The sequence below is a fragment of the Vibrio sp. V15_P4S5T153 genome, assembly GCF_963874485.1.
GTDB lineage: Bacteria > Pseudomonadota > Gammaproteobacteria > Enterobacterales > Vibrionaceae > Vibrio > Vibrio anguillarum.
Genome location: NZ_CAWNHR010000019.1, coordinates 1 through 19,555, shown reverse-complemented (window position 1 = coordinate 19,555; position 19,555 = coordinate 1). Strand labels below are relative to the sequence as shown.

The following is a 19,555-nucleotide window of genomic DNA, read 5'->3' as shown; positions in this document are numbered from 1 at the left end:
AGCGCTGAGATTACTCTTCAGAAGAGAAACCTGCGTTTAGCAGTGCCGCTAGGTTATCTGTCGCTTGTTCAGCAGACGGGCCTTTTAGCTGTGCCGCACGTTTAGCTTGACGTTCTTGGTGGTAAGCGAAACCTGTACCCGCTGGGATCAGACGACCAACGATTACGTTTTCTTTCAGACCGCGAAGATCATCACGTTTACCAGAAACAGCCGCTTCTGTTAGTACGCGAGTTGTCTCTTGGAACGATGCCGCAGAGATGAACGATTCAGTCGCTAGAGATGCTTTAGTAATACCTAGTAGCTCACGCTCGAAACGAGCAGGCTGTTTACCTTCGGCTTCTAGGTTACGGTTTGCAACTTTCACTTGTGAGTATTCAACTTGCTCACCCGCTAGGAACTCAGAGTCGCCAGCATGAGTAATCGTACACTTACGTAGCATTTGACGAACGATAGTTTCAATGTGCTTATCGTTAATCTTAACGCCTTGCAGACGGTAAACTTCTTGAACTTCGTTAGCGATGTAAGACGTTACAGCATGGATACCACGTAAACGTAGGATATCGTGCGGAGTCTCAGGACCATCAGCAATAACGTCACCACGTTCGATCTTCTCACCTTCAAACACGTTAAGTTGACGATGCTTAGGAATCATTTCTTCATAAGTTTCGTCACCCTCACGAGTGATGATTAGACGACGTTTACCTTTGGTTTCTTTACCAAAGCTCACAGTACCTGTGTGCTCAGCAAGAATCGCAGGCTCTTTTGGTCGACGAGCTTCAAACAAGTCAGCTACGCGAGGTAGACCACCCGTGATGTCTCGGTTACCGCCAGATTTTTGTGGAATACGCGCTAATGTGTCACCAATACCAACTTCAGCACCATCTTCGATATTAACGATCGCTTTACCCGGTAAGAAGTATTGAGCTGGCATATCAGTACCAGGGATCATGACATCTTTACCTTTCGCATCAACAAGTTTGATAGCTGGACGCATATCTTTACCTGCTGCTGGACGAGCGGCAGCTTCGGTTACTTCGCTTGAAGATAGACCCGTTAGGTCATCTGTTTGGCGAGAAACCGTTACACCATCAATCATATCAACGAATTGGATGCGACCAGCCACTTCAGTGATGATTGGCATGGTGTGCGCTTCCCAGTTAGCCACTGTTTGACCAGCTTCAACCGCGTCGTTATCACCTTTACTCAACACAGAGCCGTAAGGCAGTTTGTGTTTTTCTTTCGTGCGACCAAATTCGTCAATGATAGTCAGCTCTGATGCACGAGATGTGATAACCAGCTTCTTATCTTTGTTGATAACGAACTTAGCGTTGTGAAGTTTCACAGAACCTTTGTTCTTCGCTTGGATGCTGTTCTCTGCCGCAGCAGTAGAAGCCGCACCACCGATGTGGAACGTACGCATCGTTAACTGTGTACCCGGCTCACCGATAGATTGAGCAGCAATAACACCGACTGCCTCACCTTGGTTCACTAGGTGACCACGAGCAAGGTCACGACCGTAACATAGCGCACAACAGCCGAAGTCCGCATCACAGGTTACCACTGAGCGTACTTTCATATTATCGACAGAGTTCTCATCGATAATCTGACACCACTTCTCATCAATCAGAGTATTACGTGGGATAAGTACTTCTTCAGTGCCTGGCTTCATCACATCCTCAGCCACAACACGACCAAGAGCCAGTTCAGTTAAAGAAACTTTAACATCACCACCCTCGATATGAGGCATCATGTCGACACCTTCTTGAGTGCCACAGTCATGCTCTGTCACCACAACGTCTTGTGCAACGTCTACTAAACGACGAGTCAGGTAACCTGAGTTCGCTGTTTTAAGTGCTGTATCGGCTAGACCCTTACGTGCACCGTGGGTAGAGATAAAGTACTGTAGTACGTTCAGGCCTTCTTTAAAGTTTGCTGTGATAGGCGTTTCGATGATTGAACCATCTGGACGCGCCATCAGACCACGCATACCTGCAAGCTGACGAATCTGAGCAGCAGAACCACGAGCACCCGAGTCAGCCATCATATAGATGCTGTTAAACGATTCTTGTTGTTCTTCTACACCATCACGGTTGATCACGGTTTCAGAAGATAGGTTATCCATCATCGCTTTCGCAACACGGTCGTTGGTAGACGCCCAGATATCGATAACTTTGTTGTAACGCTCACCCGCCGTAACAAGACCTGATTGGAACTGTTCTTGGATTTCGCGTACTTCTTCTTCAGCTTCAGCAATTTCAGTGTATTTTGCTGCTGGTACAACCATGTCGTCGATACCAACTGACACGCCTGACAGTGCTGCATAAGCAAAACCGGTGTACATGATTTGGTCAGCAAATACGACCGTATCTTTCAAACCAAGCTTACGATACGCTTCGTTTAATAGATTTGAGATCTGTTTCTTACCAAGCTTCTGGTTCACGATGCTGTATGGCAGGCCTTTAGGCACGATTTGCCATAGCATGGCACGACCGACAGTCGTATCGACCATCTTAGTCTCAGTTGTGCTGTAACCATCTTCATCAACAACGGTTTCAGTGATACGTACTTTAACGCGTGCGTGTAGCGCCGCTGTCTTAGTACGGTATGCCTTCTCAGCCTCTTTAGGGCCAGCCAGGTACATACCTTCACCTTGTGCGTTGATTTTTTCGCGAGTCATGTAGTACAGACCCAAGACCACGTCCTGTGAAGGTACGATGATCGGATCACCTGATGCTGGCGACAGAATGTTGTTCGTCGACATCATCAGTGTACGAGCTTCAAGCTGTGCTTCTAAAGTTAGAGGCACGTGAACCGCCATTTGGTCACCATCGAAGTCCGCGTTATACGCCGCACACACAAGTGGGTGCAGTTGAATCGCTTTACCTTCAATCAGTACAGGTTCGAACGCTTGAATACCAAGACGGTGCAGTGTTGGTGCACGGTTTAGTAGTACTGGGTGTTCACGAATCACTTCGTCTAGGATATCCCAAACAACCGCTTCTTCACGCTCAACCATTTTCTTAGCTGCTTTGATCGTCGTGGCCATGCCGCGAGTTTCTAACTTGCTGTAGATAAATGGTTTAAATAGCTCAAGTGCCATCTTCTTAGGAAGACCACACTGGTGCAGACGTAAATATGGACCTACTGTGATTACAGAACGGCCTGAGTAGTCTACACGTTTACCAAGTAGGTTCTGACGGAAACGACCTTGTTTACCCTTGATCATATCAGCAAGAGATTTCAGAGGACGCTTGTTAGAACCTGTGATCGCACGACCGCGACGACCGTTATCAAGTAGCGCATCAACAGACTCTTGCAGCATACGCTTTTCGTTGCGTACGATGATGTCCGGAGCTGCTAGCTCTAGAAGACGCTTCAAACGGTTGTTACGGTTGATCACACGGCGGTACAAATCGTTCAGATCAGATGTCGCAAAACGACCGCCATCTAGTGGTACTAGAGGACGTAGATCTGGCGGAAGTACCGGAAGCACAGTCAGGATCATCCACTCAGGGTTATTACCTGAGCTGATAAACGCTTCAACAAGCTTCAGACGCTTAGTCAGTTTTTTGCGTTTAGTTTCAGAGTTAGTGGTTTGTAACTCCTCACGCATCATCTCTGTTTCAGCGACAAGATCCATTGAACCCAATAGGTCTTTGATCGCTTCTGCGCCCATCTTCGCCGTGAACTCATCGCCCCACTCTTCTAGACGGTCAAGATACTCTTCTTCAGTAAGCATCTGACTCTTTTCTAGATCCGTCATACCCGGCTCTGTTACCACATACATTTCGAAGTAAAGAACACGTTCGATATCACGTAGAGGGATATCCATTAGCAGACCGATACGAGACGGTAGCGATTTTAGGAACCAGATGTGAGCAACCGGTGATGCAAGCTCGATGTGGCCCATACGGTCACGACGAACTTTAGTTTGTGTAACTTCAACGCCACATTTTTCACAGATCACGCCACGGTGTTTCAGACGCTTATATTTACCACAAAGACATTCGTAGTCTTTGACTGGACCAAAAATACGCGCACAGAACAGACCATCACGTTCAGGCTTGAACGTACGATAGTTGATCGTTTCAGGTTTTTTAACTTCACCAAAAGACCATGAACGAATCATGTCAGGTGAAGATAGACCGATTTTGATTGCATCAAATTCTTCGGTCTTATGCTGTGCTTTTAGAAAGTTTAATAAGTCTTTCACAATCAGCTCCTGTAAGGAGTTAAAAGGCGCTCGGCGAGCGCCTTTCTACCAGGATAATCCAGAGGGTTTACCGCCAAGATTACTCTTCGTCTTCTAGCTCGATGTTGATACCTAGCGAGCGGATCTCTTTCAGCAATACGTTGAAAGACTCTGGCATGCCAGGTTCCATGCTATGGTTACCATCAACGATGTTCTTATACATCTTCGTACGACCGTTAACGTCATCTGACTTAACAGTAAGCATTTCTTGTAGTGTATATGCAGCACCGTATGCTTCTAGTGCCCACACTTCCATCTCACCGAAACGCTGACCACCGAACTGAGCTTTACCACCAAGTGGTTGCTGAGTTACTAGGCTGTACGAACCTGTTGAACGAGCGTGCATCTTGTCATCAACAAGGTGGTTCAGTTTGAGCATGTACATGTAACCGACAGTTACAGGACGCTCGAATGCATCACCAGTACGACCATCAAACAGTGTTAGCTGACCAGAAGTTGGTAGGTCGGCTAGGCTTAATAGTTCTTTGATCGATGCTTCTGATGCACCATCAAATACTGGAGTTGCAATCGGTAAACCACCACGAAGGTTGTTCACAAGAGTACGAACATCACCATCAGACAGAGCAGCAATATCTACTTTCTGACGCGTATCGCCAAGATCATAAACCTTCTGTAAGAACTCACGCTGCTTAGACAGCTCTTGTTGTTCTTTAACCATTTGGTTGATCTTGTCACCAATACCTTTTGCAGCCAGACCTAAGTGAACTTCAAGGATCTGACCTATGTTCATACGTGACGGTACACCTAGTGGGTTTAATACGATATCAACCGGCTGACCGTTTTCATCGTAAGGCATGTCTTCAACAGGGTTGATCTTAGAGATTACACCCTTGTTACCGTGACGACCTGCCATCTTATCACCAGGCTGGATACGACGTTTCACCGCTAGGTAAACTTTAACAATCTTCAGAACGCCAGGCGCTAGATCATCACCTTGAGTGATTTTACGACGTTTCGCTTCGAACTTCTTATCGAAGTCAGCTTTTAGCTCATCCCACTGCTCAGCAAGCTGTTCAAGTTGAGATTGTAGCTCGTCGTTTTCTAGTGTTTGTTCTAGCCATTTCTTACGATCAATCGCATCAAGCTTCGCTTCAGAATAGCCACCATTGATCAGTACAGCTTTCACACGCGCTAGTAGACCACCTTCAAGAATTTGGAACTCTTCGGTAAGGTCTTTCTTCGCTTCTTTTAGCTGCATGTGTTCAATTTCAAGCGCACGCTTGTCTTTCTCTACGCCATCGCGAGTGAAAACTTGAACATCGATAATGGTACCTGAAACAGAGTTTGGTACACGCAGTGACGTATCTTTAACATCAGAGGCTTTTTCACCGAAGATTGCACGTAGTAGCTTCTCTTCTGGAGTTAGCTGAGTTTCGCCTTTCGGCGTTACTTTACCAACTAGGATGTCACCACCCTTAACTTCAGCACCAATGTAAACGATACCTGACTCGTCTAGTTTAGACAGAGCCGATTCACCTACGTTTGGAATATCCGCTGTGATCTCTTCAGAGCCCAGCTTAGTATCACGAGCCACACAAGAAAGTTCTTGGATGTGGATAGTCGTGAAACGGTCTTCTTGAACCACGCGCTCAGAGACTAAGATCGAGTCTTCGAAGTTATAACCATTCCAAGGCATGAATGCGATACGCATGTTTTGGCCAAGCGCTAGCTCACCAAGGTCTGTTGAAGGACCATCAGCAAGGACATCACCGCGAGCTACAGGTTCACCTGGCATCACAGTAGGACGTTGGTTAATACATGTGTTTTGGTTCGAACGTGTGTATTTAGTTAGGTTGTAGATGTCGATACCCGCTTCACCAGATACAAGTTCATCTTCATTAACTTTAACTACGATACGAGACGCATCAACTGACTGCACCATACCGCCACGTTTGGCAACGGCAGTTACACCAGAGTCAACCGCTACATTACGTTCGATACCAGTACCAACCAACGGCTTCTCAGCGCGTAACGTTGGAACCGCTTGACGTTGCATGTTCGCACCCATCAATGCACGGTTCGCATCATCGTGTTCTAGGAACGGGATAAGCGAAGCGGCGATTGATACGACCTGGTTGGTCGCAACGTCCATGTAGTCAACATGTTCACGAGGGTGAAGACCAGATTCACCTTTTTGACGAGCTGTGATCAGCTCATCTGCAAACGTACCTTCTTCAGTCAGAATGGCGTTTGCCTGCGCGATAACAAATTGACCTTCTTGGATAGCTGACAAGTAATCAACTTCATCAGTCACCACACCATCAACAACACGACGGTACGGAGTTTCTAGGAAACCGTATTCGTTACAACGTGCAAATGCTGACAATGAGTTAATCAGACCGATGTTCGGACCTTCTGGCGTTTCGATCGGACATAGACGACCGTAGTGAGTTACGTGTACGTCACGTACCTCAAAGCCAGCACGCTCACGAGTTAGACCGCCAGGACCCAATGCAGAAATACGACGTTTGTGCGTCACTTCTGAAAGTGGGTTGTTCTGGTCCATAAACTGAGAAAGCTGTGAAGAACCGAAGAATTCTTTAACGGCTGCAGAGATAGGCTTCGCATTGATCAAATCTTGAGGCATGATCGCATCAAGATCACCAAGGCTTAAGCGCTCTTTCACTGCACGTTCAACACGTACAAGACCTACGCGGAATTGGTTTTCAGCCATTTCACCAACAGAGCGAATACGACGGTTGCCAAGGTGGTCGATATCGTCCACTTCGCCAATGCCGTTACGAATGGCGATCAACTTCTTCATCACTTCGATGATATCAGTTTCGTCAAGCGTACCAAGCTCGCCGGCATCTTCACGCTCAATTGAGCTGTTGAACTTCATACGGCCTACTGTTGATAGGTCATAGCGTTCTTCTGAGAAGAATAGGCTTTCAAACAGCGATTCGGCTGCTTCTTTTGTTGGTGGCTCGCCAGGGCGCATCATGCGGTAGATTTCTACTAGTGCAGAAATACGATCAACCGTACTGTCGATGCGGAGCGTCTCAGACACAAATGGACCATGATCAAGATCGTTCGTAAATAGAACTTCAAGTTTCTTATAGCCCGCTTGTGAAAGATTCGCTAATGCTTCCAAGCTAATTTCTTGGTTTGCGCTAACGATGACTTCACCAGTTGCTTCATTGACATAATCTTTAGAAGCGACTTTACCAACGATGTACTCAACGGGTACTTCGATAAAATCAACGTTATCTTTTTCTAGTTGACGAATATGACGAGCCGTTACACGACGACCTTTTTCGACATAAACGGTACCATTTGCTTCAATATCAAATGACGCTGTTTCGCCACGCAGGCGCTCAGGTACCAACTCCATAAGAAGAGTTTGGTCTTTGACTTCAAACTTCACTTTTTCGAAGAACAGATCCAAGATCTCTTCTGTCGATTTACCAAGTGCACGAAGAATGATCGATGCAGGCAGTTTACGACGACGGTCAATACGCACGTATAGGTTATCTTTTGGATCAAACTCAAAATCTAACCATGAACCACGGTAAGGGATAATACGTGCGTTATAAAGAACTTTACCTGATGAGTGAGTTTTACCCTTATCGCTGTCGAAGAATACGCCTGGGCTTCGGTGCAGCTGGGATACGATAACCCTCTCAGTACCATTAATTACGAAGGTACCATTGTCTGTCATGAGTGGAATTTCACCCATGTAGACTTCTTGTTCTTTAATATCTTTTACAGTACCTGCTGGCGCGTCTTTATCAAAGATCACTAGGCGTAGTTTTACGCGTAGTGGCTTAGAATAAGTTACACCACGAATTTGACATTCTTTAACGTCAAAAACTGGCTCACCAAGACGATAGCTAACGTATTGCAGCTCAGAATTGCCGTTATAGCTCTGAATAGGAAATACAGAACGAAAAGCAGCCTCAAGACCGTATTGTCCTTCAGGATCCTGTTCGATAAACTTGTCGAACGAATCGAGCTGGATCGATAGCAGGTATGGAATGTCCAACACTTGTGGACGAGTACCAAAGTCCTTACGGATGCGCTTTTTCTCGGTATAAGAGTAAACCATGGGGTTCCTCAGCTCGCTGATAAGTGACCCAAACTGCCCACCAATTATTCAAAAATAAAGGGTCATAGGACAGTGACTAACAGCTGTTTACTGTAGTAACACAACATCACTCAAAAATGATAGTTTGTGTGCTTTTGCACGAGTATAAGCGTCTAAACAGCGGGAAAATTCACCCATACCCTACAGCGCAAAAAGGCCGGTGGTCAATAAACCACCAGCCATTAGCCTTGCGGCTAAGAAATTAAGTAATAATTACTTAACTTCAACAGTCGCACCAGCTTCTTCTAGCTCTTTCTTAAGTGCGTCAGCTTCTGCTTGAGAAACTGCTTCTTTAATTGCAGCTGGAGCGCCGTCAACTAGAGCTTTAGCTTCTTTAAGACCTAGGCCAGTTGCGCCACGTACTGCTTTGATTACAGATACTTTGTTTGCGCCAGCAGCAGTTAGGATTACGTCGAATTCAGTTTGCTCTTCAACAGCTGCTGCTGCTGGGCCACCTGCAACTACTGCAGCTGCAGCAGAAACACCGAACTTCTCTTCCATAGCAGAGATAAGTTCAACAACTTGCATTACAGACATTTCTGCAACTGCATCTAGGATTTGCTCGTTAGTAATAGACATAACAATTCTCTTTTAAGTCAACAATAAGTTTATTTAGCAAACAATAAAAAGCAATGCGAATTACGCAGCTTCTTTTTGATCGCGGACAGCAGCGATAGTACGTACCAGCTTGCCAGCAGAAGCTTCTTTCATGCACATCATTAGGCGTGCGATTGCTTCGTCGTAAGTTGGTAGTGTCGCTAGTAGTTCTGCGTCAGTTAATACGCCTTCAAATGCAGCTGCTTTGATTTCAAAGTGCTTGTTCTCTCTAGCGAAGTCTTTAAAAAGACGCGCTGCAGCACCTGGATGCTCGTTAGAGAATGCGATCAAAGTAGGACCTACGAATACGTCTTGTAGACATTCGTAAGCTGTGCCTTCCACTGCGCGACGTGCTAGAGTATTACGAACAACTCTCATGTAAACACCCGCTTCACGAGCTTGTTTACGTAGAGAAGTCATCGCGCCTACTTGAACGCCACGAGAGTCAGCAACAACTGCAGAAAGTGCACCACTGGCCGCTTCGTTGACTTCAGCAACAATTGCTTGTTTGTCTTGAAGGTTTAAAGCCATCTTGGATTTACTCCTGGTTGTCGTTACACCACTCACTATTATCACAACAGTGAGAGTTATTTCGGTGCAGTCCCAGAAGAAAGTTTATCTATTCAAAAAATAAATTATGCTTTCTGTCAGTTCGGGCACCATCTACGTAGGTACGATTAAGTCATTTATCAAACAGACAAATAACGCCTACGGTCTTGGACGGAGACTGGGTCATAGTTCTAAGAACTAAAATCAGCCCCAACCACAAATATTAGGCGCAGAATTATACACAAATTCCACACCTAATCAAATGTATTATTACGCTTGAGCGTTTAGCGTGTTCTGATCAACAGCAACACCAGCACCCATCGTAGTAGAAATGCTTACTTTCTTCAGGTAAGTACCCTTAGCAGAAGAAGGTTTCGCTTTCTTAAGTGCAACTAGAAGAGCTTCTAAGTTCTCTTGAAGTTGGTTAGTTTCGAAAGAAACTTTACCGATAGTTGTGTGGATGATGCCGTTTTTGTCGTTACGGTAACGAACCTGACCTGCTTTAGCGTTCTTAACCGCTTCAGCAACGTTAGGAGTTACAGTACCAACTTTAGGGTTTGGCATTAGACCGCGAGGACCAAGAATGGTACCTAGTTGACCTACAACGCGCATTGCATCTGGAGAAGCAACAACAACGTCAAAGTTCATTTCGCCTTTCTTCACTAGCTCAGCTAGATCTTCCATACCCACTAAATCTGCACCAGCAGCTTTAGCCGCTTCAGCGTTTGCACCTTGAGTGAACACTGCAACACGTACTTCACGACCAGTACCGTGTGGCAGAACAGTTGCACCACGTACGTTTTGGTCAGATTTACGAGCATCAATGCCAAGGTTCACAGCAACGTCTACAGACTCAACGAATTTAGCCGTTGCAAGTTCTTTAAGAAGAGCTACAGCTTCGTTGATTTCGTATTCTTTAGTTGCGTCAACTTTCTCACGGATAGTGCGCATACGCTTAGTTAGTTTTGCCATGATATTAACCCTCTACCACTAAGCCCATTGAACGAGCAGTACCCGCAATAGAACGTTTCATCGCTTCAATGTCAGCACCAGTCATATCAGCCGCTTTCGCTTCTGCAATTTCTTGGATTTGAGCATCAGTAACCGTGCCCACTTTTTCAGTGTTTGGACGGCCTGAACCAGACTTGATGCCTGCAGCTTTCTTCAGAAGAACAGCTGCTGGAGCAGTCTTAGTTACGAACGTGAAAGAACGGTCGCTGTATACAGTGATAACAACTGGAGTAGGCAAGCCTTTCTCCATTGATTCTGTTCTTGCGTTGAACGCTTTACAGAATTCCATGATGTTAACGCCACGTTGACCTAGTGCAGGACCAACTGGTGGACTTGGGTTCGCCATACCAGATGCAACTTGCAACTTGATATAAGCTTCAACTTTCTTAGCCATGATATTTCCTAAATGTGGGTACAAACGCCAATCAGCTGATCAGCTCCCCGGTTACTTTGTCATAAAGACGTGTAAATAAGGCGCGAAATTATAATCACATTTCACGCCCTTAACAACCCTAAAAGGTGTTTTTTTAATCAAGCTTATCGACTTGGCCAAACTCAAGTTCAACAGGAGTTGCACGACCAAAGATAGATACTGACACTTTAATGCGGCTCTTCTCGTAATCCACTTCTTCAACGGTGCCGTTGAAATCAGCAAATGGACCTTCATTAACACGAACCACTTCACCTGCTTCAAACATCGTCTTAGGACGCGGAGCTTCGCTCGCTTTCTCTAGACGATTAAGAATCGCATCGGCTTCTTTGTCAGTGATAGGTGCAGGACGATCGGAGGTTCCACCAATGAAACCCATTACACGAGGAACACTACGAACTAAGTGCCAGGACTCATCATTCATGAGCATCTGTACCAATACATAGCCTGGGAAGAACTTGCGCTCACTTTTACGGCGTTGACCTGCACGCATTTCAACAACTTCTTCGGTTGGAACAAGAACTTCACCGAAGAATTCTTCCATTGCGTGCATCTTGATATGCTCACGCAGCGATTGCGCTACGCGGCCTTCAAATCCAGAGAAGGCTTGAACTACATACCAGCGTTTTTTAGGAGCTTCACTCATGTATTAAACCCTCTATACCCCAGTCACGAAAGCGACAAGACGAACCATAATGCCGTCGATGCCCCAAAGTGCTAGAGCCATTACGATACTTACAGCTAAAACGATTAATGTTGTTTGCATGGTTTCTTGACGTGTCGGCCATACCACTTTGCGAACTTCCATACGAGATTCACGCGCAAACGCAATCGCCGCTTTTCCTTTTGTGGTTGTCGCAGCAACACCGAGTGCTGCAATAATCAGCGCAACCACACCTGCAGCGCGAAGCACTACAGACATTTCACCATACAGGTAATTACCCACAACAGCGGCAGCTAACAGAGCAAAAGTGACAATCCACTTAAATGTGTCTGCTGCACTTGAGCTATCAGGAATTTCAGCATTGTTTGCTTTCATAAACCAACCTGTTACAAGTCTTAACATAGACGACAACAACCCCGCTGTTGCAGGGCAAATCCATAGCACAGGTAAAGCTACCTATACATACTCATCAAGATAGAAATGTCTCTATCTTAAATCCTTTGCACTGGCTTTATCGACCAACAAATCGACAACGGCCAAATTTAGTGCAGAAAAAGGGCATCAAATGATGCCCTTTTTGGTAGTCGTTAGTCAAATACTATTCGTATTTAAACGGCTAAATCAGCAATTAAGCGATAACTTTAGCAACAACACCAGCACCTACTGTACGACCGCCTTCACGGATCGCGAAACGTAGACCTTCATCCATCGCGATTGGAGCGATTAGCTCTACAACCATTTGGATGTTGTCACCTGGCATTACCATCTCTACGCCTTCTGGTAGAGAGATATCGCCTGTTACGTCCGTTGTACGGAAGTAGAACTGTGGACGGTAGCCTTTGAAGAACGGAGTATGACGGCCGCCTTCATCTTTAGACAATACGTACACTTCTGACTCGAACTTAGTGTGTGGAGTGATTGAACCTGGTTTCGCTAATACTTGACCACGTTCTACTTCATCACGTTTAGTACCACGTAGAAGTGCACCAACGTTCTCACCTGCACGACCTTCGTCAAGCAGCTTACGGAACATCTCAACACCTGTACAAGTCGTTGTGATTGTGTCTTTGATACCAATGATCGCAACTTCGTCACCTACACGTAGGATACCGCGCTCGATACGGCCAGTTACTACTGTACCACGACCTTGGATTGAGAATACGTCTTCGATTGGTAGTAGGAATGCTTGGTCTACTGCACGCTCAGGCTCTGGAATGTAAGTGTCTAGCGCTTCAGCAAGTTCAATGATTTTCGCTTCCCACTGCTCTTCGCCGTTTAGTGCGCCTAGTGCAGAACCTTGGATAACTGGTAGGTCATCACCTGGGAAATCGTACTCAGATAGAAGCTCACGAACTTCCATTTCTACTAGCTCTAGAAGCTCTTCATCATCAACCATGTCACATTTGTTCATGAATACGATGATGTAAGGAATACCAACTTGGCGACCAAGTAGGATGTGCTCACGAGTTTGTGGCATTGGGCCATCTGTTGCAGCAACAACTAGGATACCGCCGTCCATTTGCGCAGCACCTGTGATCATGTTTTTAACATAGTCAGCGTGTCCTGGGCAGTCTACGTGTGCGTAGTGGCGTGCTGGTGTATCGTACTCTACGTGAGAAGTATTGATTGTAATACCGCGCTCGCGCTCTTCTGGAGCGTTATCGATAGATGCGAAGTCTTTCGCTTCACCACCGTACACTTTTGCAAGTGTAGTACAGATAGCAGCAGTTAGAGTTGTTTTACCGTGGTCAACGTGGCCGATAGTACCAACGTTTACGTGCGGTTTCGTACGTTCAAATTTTGCTTTAGACATGAGTTGTCCCTCTAGGTACGGATTTAGGTGGCTTTGATGACCACGCAACCAAAATTATTGGTAAGGAGTATATATCAAAAGGAGATAATTGCTTGGAGAGCTGGTGCTGATACCCAGAGTTGAACTGGGGACCTCACCCTTACCAAGGGTGCGCTCTACCGACTGAGCTATATCAGCACTCAAAAATTGGAGCGGGCAGCGGGAATCGAACCCGCATCATCAGCTTGGAAGGCTGAGGTAATAGCCATTATACGATGCCCGCACACGTAACTCTGAGAGCTATTTCCTTAAGAATATGGTGGAGGGGGACGGATTCGAACCATCGAAGGCGGAGCCGGCAGATTTACAGTCTGCTCCCTTTGGCCACTCGGGAACCCCTCCAAATTTTTTCTTCATTCTTTCGAAAAAGAATGGTGCCGACTACCGGAATCGAACTGGTGACCTACTGATTACAAGTCAGTTGCTCTACCTACTGAGCTAAGTCGGCATAAGTGGAGCGCATTCTATTGAATGATGCTCAGCCTTGCAAGCCTAAATATTAAAAAAAAACCAATTTTCCATAAATCTCGCCTGTTCGTTGCTTTTTCAAACAAAATGCGTTTTCTCACTCAATTCTATCGTTTAAGGCATTTCCATTCTTTTCACCTTAATGTATGTTTCATCCTCTTCTTTTTTCTGTCATTCATCGTTAGGTATTTTATGGGTCCTTATATCTCTTTTGATCGCAATCAATGGGCCGAGCTACGTAACTCTGTCCCAATGACTCTCTCTGAGGCTGACTTAAAAGAGCTACAAGGTATTAATGAAAACCTAACGATGAAAGAAACGGCTGAAATTTATCTGCCTTTGGCTCGCTTACTTAATTTATACGTGGCCGCCAGACAAAGCCGAAATGCGGTTTTGCATCAATTTCTCGGTAATACCGATATATCGCCTCCTTTTATCATTGGCATCGCAGGAAGTGTCGCCGTTGGGAAAAGTACTACGGCGCGTTTGTTAAAAGCGCTTCTTTCACGCTGGGAGAATCATCCCAAAGTTGAACTGATCACTACAGATGGGTTTCTTTTTCCCAACAAAATTCTTAATGAAAGAGGAATTATGGGGAAAAAGGGGTTTCCTGAATCTTATGATATGAAACGTCTGGTACAGTTTGTGTCGGATGTTAAAGCAGGAAAAAGAAATGTAAGCGCGCCGATCTATTCACATCTTACTTACGACATCACCACTGAAGAGAAAGTCGTCGATAGGCCAGATGTGTTGATCATTGAAGGATTGAACGTCTTGCAAAGCGGCATGGATTATCCACACGATCCACATCGAGTGTTTATATCTGATTTCTTAGATTTCTCACTGTATGTCGATGCGGACAGTCAACTTATTGAAAAGTGGTATGTTGAACGCTTTATGAAGTTTCGTCACAGCGCCTTTAAGGAGACGGGATCGTACTTTAGCCACTACACAAAACTGTCTGAGCTAGAGGCGAGAGAAAAAGCTGAGAGCATCTGGCACTCGATCAACGGTAAAAATCTGCAACATAATATTTTACCGACCAAAGAGCGCGCTCAGTTAGTTTTGCGTAAAGGCCTCAATCATACTGTGGAAGAGATACTACTAAGAAAATAGTTTGGTAAAGCGGTTACTCTGCCTTGCGTAACGATATTTCGCCACCAATGTAACTCTCCATTCCATTCTCTGTTTCTAGCAACACTGCTCCATATTCGTTGATCCCGTGCACCACGCCATAGACCTCTTTGGGGCCCATAAGCAGTTTAACTTTTCGACCAATAAAGTTATCGAGTCGATTCCAGCGCGGTATAAAATCCTTCATCCCATAAAGCTCGTAATCACGTAGCGCTTGGTCTAATGATTGAATAAAGACAATAGCGAGCAAGTTCCTGTCTATTTTCAGACCGTCGGCTACCTGCGACAAACTTGCCCATGGCTGGTCAATGGCTTGCTCATTTTCGGGCATGAAAATGTTCATTCCCATCCCAATCACTAAATGTGCCGCTGCGCCAGCCTGCCCTGTCATTTCTACTAAAATACCCGCCAGCTTTCTATCCTGAAAATAGAGGTCGTTCGGCCACTTAAGCTTTACACCGTCAAATCCGATGCTTGCTAGCGCTTCCACAATCGCGACCCCGACCACAAGGCTAAGCCCCATTGCGGCCGCCATCCCTGCGTCGAGTCGCCAGTACATGGAAACATAAAGATTGCTGCCAAAAGGCGATATCCACTGACGCCCACGCCGACCCCGTCCATTAGCCTGATACTCTGCTAAGCAAACGCAGCCCGAAACAAGGTTATCTACACGTTCTAACAGGTATTGGTTGGTTGAATCGATAATGGGGAAAAGCTCGACAGGGTTACGCACGGCATTTTGGATCTGTGTCGCATCAAGTAGATTCAGTGATTGAGCAAGCTGATAGCCTTTGCCTTGGACGCGGAAAATATCAATTCCCCACTCCTGAATCCCTTTAATATGCTTACTGACTGCAGCGCGAGAAATACCAAGTTCTGCTCCTAGCAACTCACCAGAACAAAACTCGCCACTGGCCAGATGACGAAGTAATGATAGTTTGACACTGTGCTCTTTCACTTTAATTCCTTAGCAAGATGCTCAAGGTTCGTTTCACCAATCGCATCTAAAAATCGGACTTCATGCTCTAAAAATATCGAAAATTTATCCTGAACTGCTATGCAAACTTTAATCGCTAGTTGAATGACATCAAAGGCTGTAGCGCTACCTTTATTTACCAACACTAAAGCTTGCTTCGGATGCACTTGAGCATCACCTAAGCTATACCCTTTGAGCCCACATTGATCAATCAACCACCCAGCCGCTACTTTTCTGCCTTCTTCCACGGGGTAAGAAACAAGATCGGGATAACTCTCAAGAAGAGCCTGCCAATGTTCTAAACTAATAATTGGATTTTTAAAGAAGCTTCCTGCGTTACCTAGCACCCGCGGATCGGGTAATTTGGCATTGCGAGTAGCGCATACCCGTTTATAAATATCAATAGCTTGGCAGGTGTGACTATCCAGTTCTTGCAAAGGTCCATAATTCAGTACGGGTTGCCATTGCTTCAATAGCTTTAGTCCTACCGCTACAACGATCGCGTTACTGTGCAAAGCGTGCTTAAAAATAGAATCACGATAACCAAATAGACATTGTTTAGCGCTCAGGCGCTTGACGGTTAAGGAGTCTAAACAGAGATAATCAACGTAATCACACACATCTTGAAACTCTACACCATAAGCGCCAATATTTTGGATAGGAGCAGAACCTGCACAACCAGGTATCAAAGCCAAATTTTCAAGACCTGCAATATTTTTCTTCACTGCCCATTCAACAAGTGAAGGCCAATCCTCACCACCAGAAACATGCAAATAATGGTAATTATCATCCTGCGTGTGCTGTAACCCTTTCAGTTGGTTGCTTAAAACCATTCCTTGAAAATCACAAGTAAAAAGGACATTGCTACCTTTTCCTAACATCAACTTAGGCAAAGTCTGCCATTCTGCGCTCTGGTAAATTTCCACCAAATCTTGCACAGAGAAAACTTCAGCTAATAATTGACAAGATTGTTCTAGGCCAAAAGTGTGGTATTTTTTTAAGCTCGCATTGGGATGTAATTGCATGGCATTCTATGGATAAATTAAACTCACGCCATTCTACAACAGATAACTATTCGAAGCAGGAAGAAATGTGGCAACTACAATTTGACATACTCCCCCCGATAAAACTTCCTTTGATCAAGCGAATGTACAAAGAACATTACCCTTCAGCAAAAGCTAGGAAAGATGAATTGTGCGTTATAGGCACGCTCGATGGGCAGATATCTGCTGTTGTCAGATTTAAAAATATTGATGTATATCGATTACTGACTGGCATGCTTGTGCTGCCAGAAAACCAAAAAAAAGGGATTGGGTCGCAGTTGCTCAATTATTGCAGCGAGAATATTCTCAATAATCAGGATTATTGCTTCGCATACGCTCATCTTGAGCCCTTTTATGCTCGTCATGGTTTTCACTCCATAATGACAGAAGAACTACCAATAGCTCTTATGCAACGGTTTGAGCGCTATGTATCCAGTGGTAAAGATCTCATTCCTATGAGATACCTAGGCTAGTATGACGAGAATGCGCGGCTTTTCTAGCAATTGAACCGTTGAATTTGGTAATATCCCCAGTTCGCAATTTTGCAAATAAGTAAGGTAAATCATCCAATATGATTGCTCATAGAAACCCATTCGAGCGATTGCCGACCATCGCACAATCACCGGATCATTTTGAAGTTTTATTTTCGGCAAAAGAATTTAAAAATCATCTGATCCAGTCGATCCGTCAGGCAAGTAAACGAATCTATCTTGTAGCGCTGTATTTAGAAGATGACGAGGCAGGCAGAGAAGTTTTAACGGAGCTATATAATGCCAAGCAAAGAAACCCTGGCTTAGATATTGCGATTTGCGTTGATTGGCATAGAGCGCAACGTGGATTAATTGGTGCGGCCGCTTCGGAAGGCAATGCTTCAATGTATCAAGAGTTCTCTCAGAACCACGAACACGCCATTCCCGTATACGGCATCCCCGTGCGAGGTCGCGAAGTTTTTGGTGTTTTACATCTCAAAGGTTTTATTGTCGACGACCAGGTGATCTATAGCGGAGCAAGCCTTAATAACGTTTATTTGCATCACAAAGAGCGCTATCGATTCGACCGCTATCACACCATCGACAATCAATCTCTTGCCGATAGCATGGTACAATTTATTCAGCAAAAAATGATAAGTCATCCTGCTGTCAATGACTTATCAAACACATCGAAGCCAACGACGAAAGATATCAAAACTGACATTCGGCAATTTAGAGCCTCTCTAGCAACAGCAAACTATGAGTTTGAGTCACAGATCCCAACAGCCGATCAAGTGGCTTTGACGCCACTGGTAGGTATTGGAAAGCGTCGAAATAAACTCAACCACAATATTAACCAACTGATCGCTCATGCTAAAGATGAAGTCTTTATCTGCACTCCGTATTTCAATTTTCCAAAAAGTGTCGCTAAAGAAGTTAAGAAAGCATTGAAACGGGGTGTAAAAGTTCACATTGTCGTTGGCGATAAAACGGCAAACGATTTCTATATTTCCCCAGAGCAAACCTTCAAGACAATCGGCGGCTTACCTTATTTATATGAGCTTAATCTACGCCGTTTTGCCAAAGTAAATGAAGCCCATATTGCCAGTCGAAATCTTTCTATCCATCTCTGGAAACATGAAGAGAATAGCTTCCATCTAAAAGGCGTATGGGTGGATAAGCGCTATATGTTGATCACTGGTAATAACTTAAATCCAAGAGCATGGAAGCTCGATCTCGAGAATGCCATTCTCATCCAAGATCACTATCACCACTTAACACCTAAGTTTGAGCAAGAGATCGACAACATCCTTCGACATACTCAACTTGTTTGTACCTACAAACAACTAGAGAAGATAGAAAACTACCCTGATGCGGTACAAAAACTACTGCGCAAAGTAACGCGAGTTAAGGCCGATAGAGTGCTCAAACAGATTCTGTAAAGCACAACACTAGACGATTAGCCGACACAACGTGTCGGCTTTTTTATATGCCTACACGTTGTTTTCATATGGCTATTGATTGAGATAGTAGCGCCTTTCATGCAGCTACTCTGTTCGATGAACATAAGCCAAAAGAAGTTCAGCGCTCAAGAGGACATCAAGGAATAAGCACAGGGAATCTAGTTGCAATAGAGATAGCTTAAAACGACTTAAGCAGCTCATTGAAACTCAAACGAAAAAAGCCCTGCTATTACTAGCAGGGCTTCCTAATAAGTGGCGGAGCGGACGGGACTCGAACCCGCGACCCCCGGCGTGACAGGCCGGTATTCTAACCAACTGAACTACCGCTCCGCAGCGTGTCTGGTTAGACAATATTCAAAGCCTGGCGATGTCCTACTCTCACATGGGGAGACCCCACACTACCATCGGCGCTGTTGTGTTTCACTTCTGAGTTCGGCATGGAATCAGGTGGGTCCACAACGCTATGGTCGCCAAGCAAATTTCTTAATTCGGAAAGCTGTTTCGTTCTCATTCACACATTCAATGTTCTTCCATTGAG

14 protein-coding genes, 5 tRNA genes and 1 rRNA gene are annotated in these 19,555 nt (G+C 45.1%); 3 read left to right on the top strand and 17 right to left on the bottom strand.

Annotation, left to right across the window (positions count from 1 at the left end; all coding sequences use genetic code 11):
• Positions 1-10 precede the first annotated feature (10 nt).
• The 13 genes from rpoC to AACT42_RS18605 all read right to left on the bottom strand — a co-directional run bounded on the left by rpoC (position 11) and on the right by AACT42_RS18605 (position 13,911).
• The gene (gene rpoC / locus AACT42_RS18665; RefSeq protein WP_013857949.1) at positions 11-4,213 is read right to left on the bottom strand and encodes a DNA-directed RNA polymerase subunit beta'; all 4,203 of its coding nucleotides are present in this window, start codon (positions 4,211-4,213) and stop codon (positions 11-13) included.
• A 79-nt stretch (positions 4,214-4,292) separates the two neighbouring features.
• Entirely contained in the window at positions 4,293-8,321 is a 4,029-nt protein-coding gene (gene rpoB, locus AACT42_RS18660) for a DNA-directed RNA polymerase subunit beta (protein ID WP_010318961.1), read from the bottom strand.
• A 252-nt stretch (positions 8,322-8,573) separates the two neighbouring features.
• Positions 8,574-8,939, bottom strand: a complete 366-nt coding sequence (gene rplL, locus AACT42_RS18655) for a 50S ribosomal protein L7/L12 (RefSeq protein WP_010318962.1) — start codon at positions 8,937-8,939, stop codon at positions 8,574-8,576.
• Positions 8,940-8,999: 60 nt separating this feature from the next.
• Positions 9,000-9,488 carry a 50S ribosomal protein L10 gene (gene rplJ, locus AACT42_RS18650; protein ID WP_094133759.1) on the bottom strand — a complete coding sequence of 163 codons (489 nt, stop codon included), beginning with the start codon at positions 9,486-9,488 and terminating at the stop codon, positions 9,000-9,002.
• A 288-nt stretch (positions 9,489-9,776) separates the two neighbouring features.
• Positions 9,777-10,478, bottom strand: a complete 702-nt coding sequence (gene rplA / locus AACT42_RS18645) for a 50S ribosomal protein L1 (protein WP_013857952.1) — start codon at positions 10,476-10,478, stop codon at positions 9,777-9,779.
• 4 nt (positions 10,479-10,482) lie between these two features.
• Positions 10,483-10,911: a 50S ribosomal protein L11 gene (gene rplK / locus AACT42_RS18640; protein ID WP_010318965.1), complete on the bottom strand. Its 429-nt coding sequence runs from the start codon at positions 10,909-10,911 to the stop codon at positions 10,483-10,485.
• Positions 10,912-11,044: 133 nt separating this feature from the next.
• A complete protein-coding gene (gene nusG, locus AACT42_RS18635; RefSeq protein ID WP_013857954.1) occupies positions 11,045-11,593 on the bottom strand; it encodes a transcription termination/antitermination protein NusG in 549 nt (182 codons plus the stop codon).
• A gap of 12 nt (positions 11,594-11,605) precedes the next feature.
• Positions 11,606-11,986, bottom strand: a complete 381-nt coding sequence (secE, locus tag AACT42_RS18630) for a preprotein translocase subunit SecE (RefSeq protein ID WP_026027616.1) — start codon at positions 11,984-11,986, stop codon at positions 11,606-11,608.
• Positions 11,987-12,239: 253 nt separating this feature from the next.
• Positions 12,240-13,424, bottom strand: coding sequence for an elongation factor Tu (gene tuf / locus AACT42_RS18625; RefSeq protein WP_013857920.1), 1,185 nt, complete (start codon positions 13,422-13,424; stop codon positions 12,240-12,242).
• A gap of 101 nt (positions 13,425-13,525) precedes the next feature.
• Positions 13,526-13,601: transfer RNA gene (locus tag AACT42_RS18620), tRNA-Thr, on the bottom strand.
• A gap of 10 nt (positions 13,602-13,611) precedes the next feature.
• Positions 13,612-13,686: transfer RNA gene (locus AACT42_RS18615), tRNA-Gly, on the bottom strand.
• A 34-nt stretch (positions 13,687-13,720) separates the two neighbouring features.
• A tRNA-Tyr gene (locus AACT42_RS18610) sits at positions 13,721-13,805 on the bottom strand.
• A gap of 30 nt (positions 13,806-13,835) precedes the next feature.
• Positions 13,836-13,911 (bottom strand) — tRNA-Thr (locus tag AACT42_RS18605).
• A gap of 212 nt (positions 13,912-14,123) precedes the next feature.
• Here AACT42_RS18605 and coaA point away from each other — a divergent pair.
• Positions 14,124-15,047, top strand: a complete 924-nt coding sequence (gene coaA, locus AACT42_RS18600) for a type I pantothenate kinase (RefSeq protein WP_010318972.1) — start codon at positions 14,124-14,126, stop codon at positions 15,045-15,047.
• A 13-nt stretch (positions 15,048-15,060) separates the two neighbouring features.
• Here the strand turns inward: coaA and birA are convergent, their stop codons facing one another.
• Both birA and murB read right to left on the bottom strand, forming a co-directional pair.
• The gene (birA, locus tag AACT42_RS18595) at positions 15,061-16,023 is read right to left on the bottom strand and encodes a bifunctional biotin--[acetyl-CoA-carboxylase] ligase/biotin operon repressor BirA (protein WP_094133761.1); all 963 of its coding nucleotides are present in this window, start codon (positions 16,021-16,023) and stop codon (positions 15,061-15,063) included.
• Positions 16,020-17,066: a UDP-N-acetylmuramate dehydrogenase gene (gene murB, locus AACT42_RS18590; protein ID WP_094133762.1), complete on the bottom strand. Its 1,047-nt coding sequence runs from the start codon at positions 17,064-17,066 to the stop codon at positions 16,020-16,022. The genes birA and murB overlap by 4 nt, the downstream gene beginning before the upstream one ends.
• Before the next feature lie 8 nt (positions 17,067-17,074).
• On the opposite strand from murB, the gene AACT42_RS18585 reads away from it, so the two are divergent.
• Both AACT42_RS18585 and pssA read left to right on the top strand, forming a co-directional pair.
• Entirely contained in the window at positions 17,075-17,557 is a 483-nt protein-coding gene (locus AACT42_RS18585; protein ID WP_013857960.1) for a GNAT family N-acetyltransferase, read from the top strand.
• 98 nt (positions 17,558-17,655) lie between these two features.
• Positions 17,656-18,996, top strand: a complete 1,341-nt coding sequence (gene pssA, locus AACT42_RS18580) for a CDP-diacylglycerol--serine O-phosphatidyltransferase (RefSeq protein WP_013857962.1) — start codon at positions 17,656-17,658, stop codon at positions 18,994-18,996.
• Positions 18,997-19,270: 274 nt separating this feature from the next.
• On the opposite strand, the gene AACT42_RS18575 is transcribed toward pssA, so the two are convergent.
• Both AACT42_RS18575 and rrf read right to left on the bottom strand, forming a co-directional pair.
• Positions 19,271-19,347, bottom strand: a tRNA-Asp gene (locus tag AACT42_RS18575).
• 29 nt (positions 19,348-19,376) lie between these two features.
• Positions 19,377-19,492 (bottom strand): 5S ribosomal RNA (gene rrf, locus AACT42_RS18570).
• Positions 19,493-19,555 lie beyond the last annotated feature (63 nt).

What these genes read in the sequence shown, in the direction of transcription:
- tuf (WP_013857920.1), bottom strand. Translation starts at nt 13,424, where the DNA reads ATGTCTAAAGCAAAATTTGAACGTACGAAACCGCACGTAAACGTTGGT.
- nusG (WP_013857954.1), bottom strand. Translation starts at nt 11,593, where the DNA reads ATGAGTGAAGCTCCTAAAAAACGCTGGTATGTAGTTCAAGCCTTCTCT.
- rpoB (WP_010318961.1), bottom strand. Translation starts at nt 8,321, where the DNA reads ATGGTTTACTCTTATACCGAGAAAAAGCGCATCCGTAAGGACTTTGGT.
- rplK (WP_010318965.1), bottom strand. Translation starts at nt 10,911, where the DNA reads ATGGCTAAGAAAGTTGAAGCTTATATCAAGTTGCAAGTTGCATCTGGT.
- coaA (WP_010318972.1), top strand. Translation starts at nt 14,124, where the DNA reads ATGGGTCCTTATATCTCTTTTGATCGCAATCAATGGGCCGAGCTACGT.
- murB (WP_094133762.1), bottom strand. Translation starts at nt 17,066, where the DNA reads ATGCAATTACATCCCAATGCGAGCTTAAAAAAATACCACACTTTTGGC.
- rplJ (WP_094133759.1), bottom strand. Translation starts at nt 9,488, where the DNA reads ATGGCTTTAAACCTTCAAGACAAACAAGCAATTGTTGCTGAAGTCAAC.
- secE (WP_026027616.1), bottom strand. Translation starts at nt 11,986, where the DNA reads ATGAAAGCAAACAATGCTGAAATTCCTGATAGCTCAAGTGCAGCAGAC.
- rplA (WP_013857952.1), bottom strand. Translation starts at nt 10,478, where the DNA reads ATGGCAAAACTAACTAAGCGTATGCGCACTATCCGTGAGAAAGTTGAC.
- AACT42_RS18585 (WP_013857960.1), top strand. Translation starts at nt 17,075, where the DNA reads ATGGATAAATTAAACTCACGCCATTCTACAACAGATAACTATTCGAAG.
- rplL (WP_010318962.1), bottom strand. Translation starts at nt 8,939, where the DNA reads ATGTCTATTACTAACGAGCAAATCCTAGATGCAGTTGCAGAAATGTCT.
- pssA (WP_013857962.1), top strand. Translation starts at nt 17,656, where the DNA reads ATGATTGCTCATAGAAACCCATTCGAGCGATTGCCGACCATCGCACAA.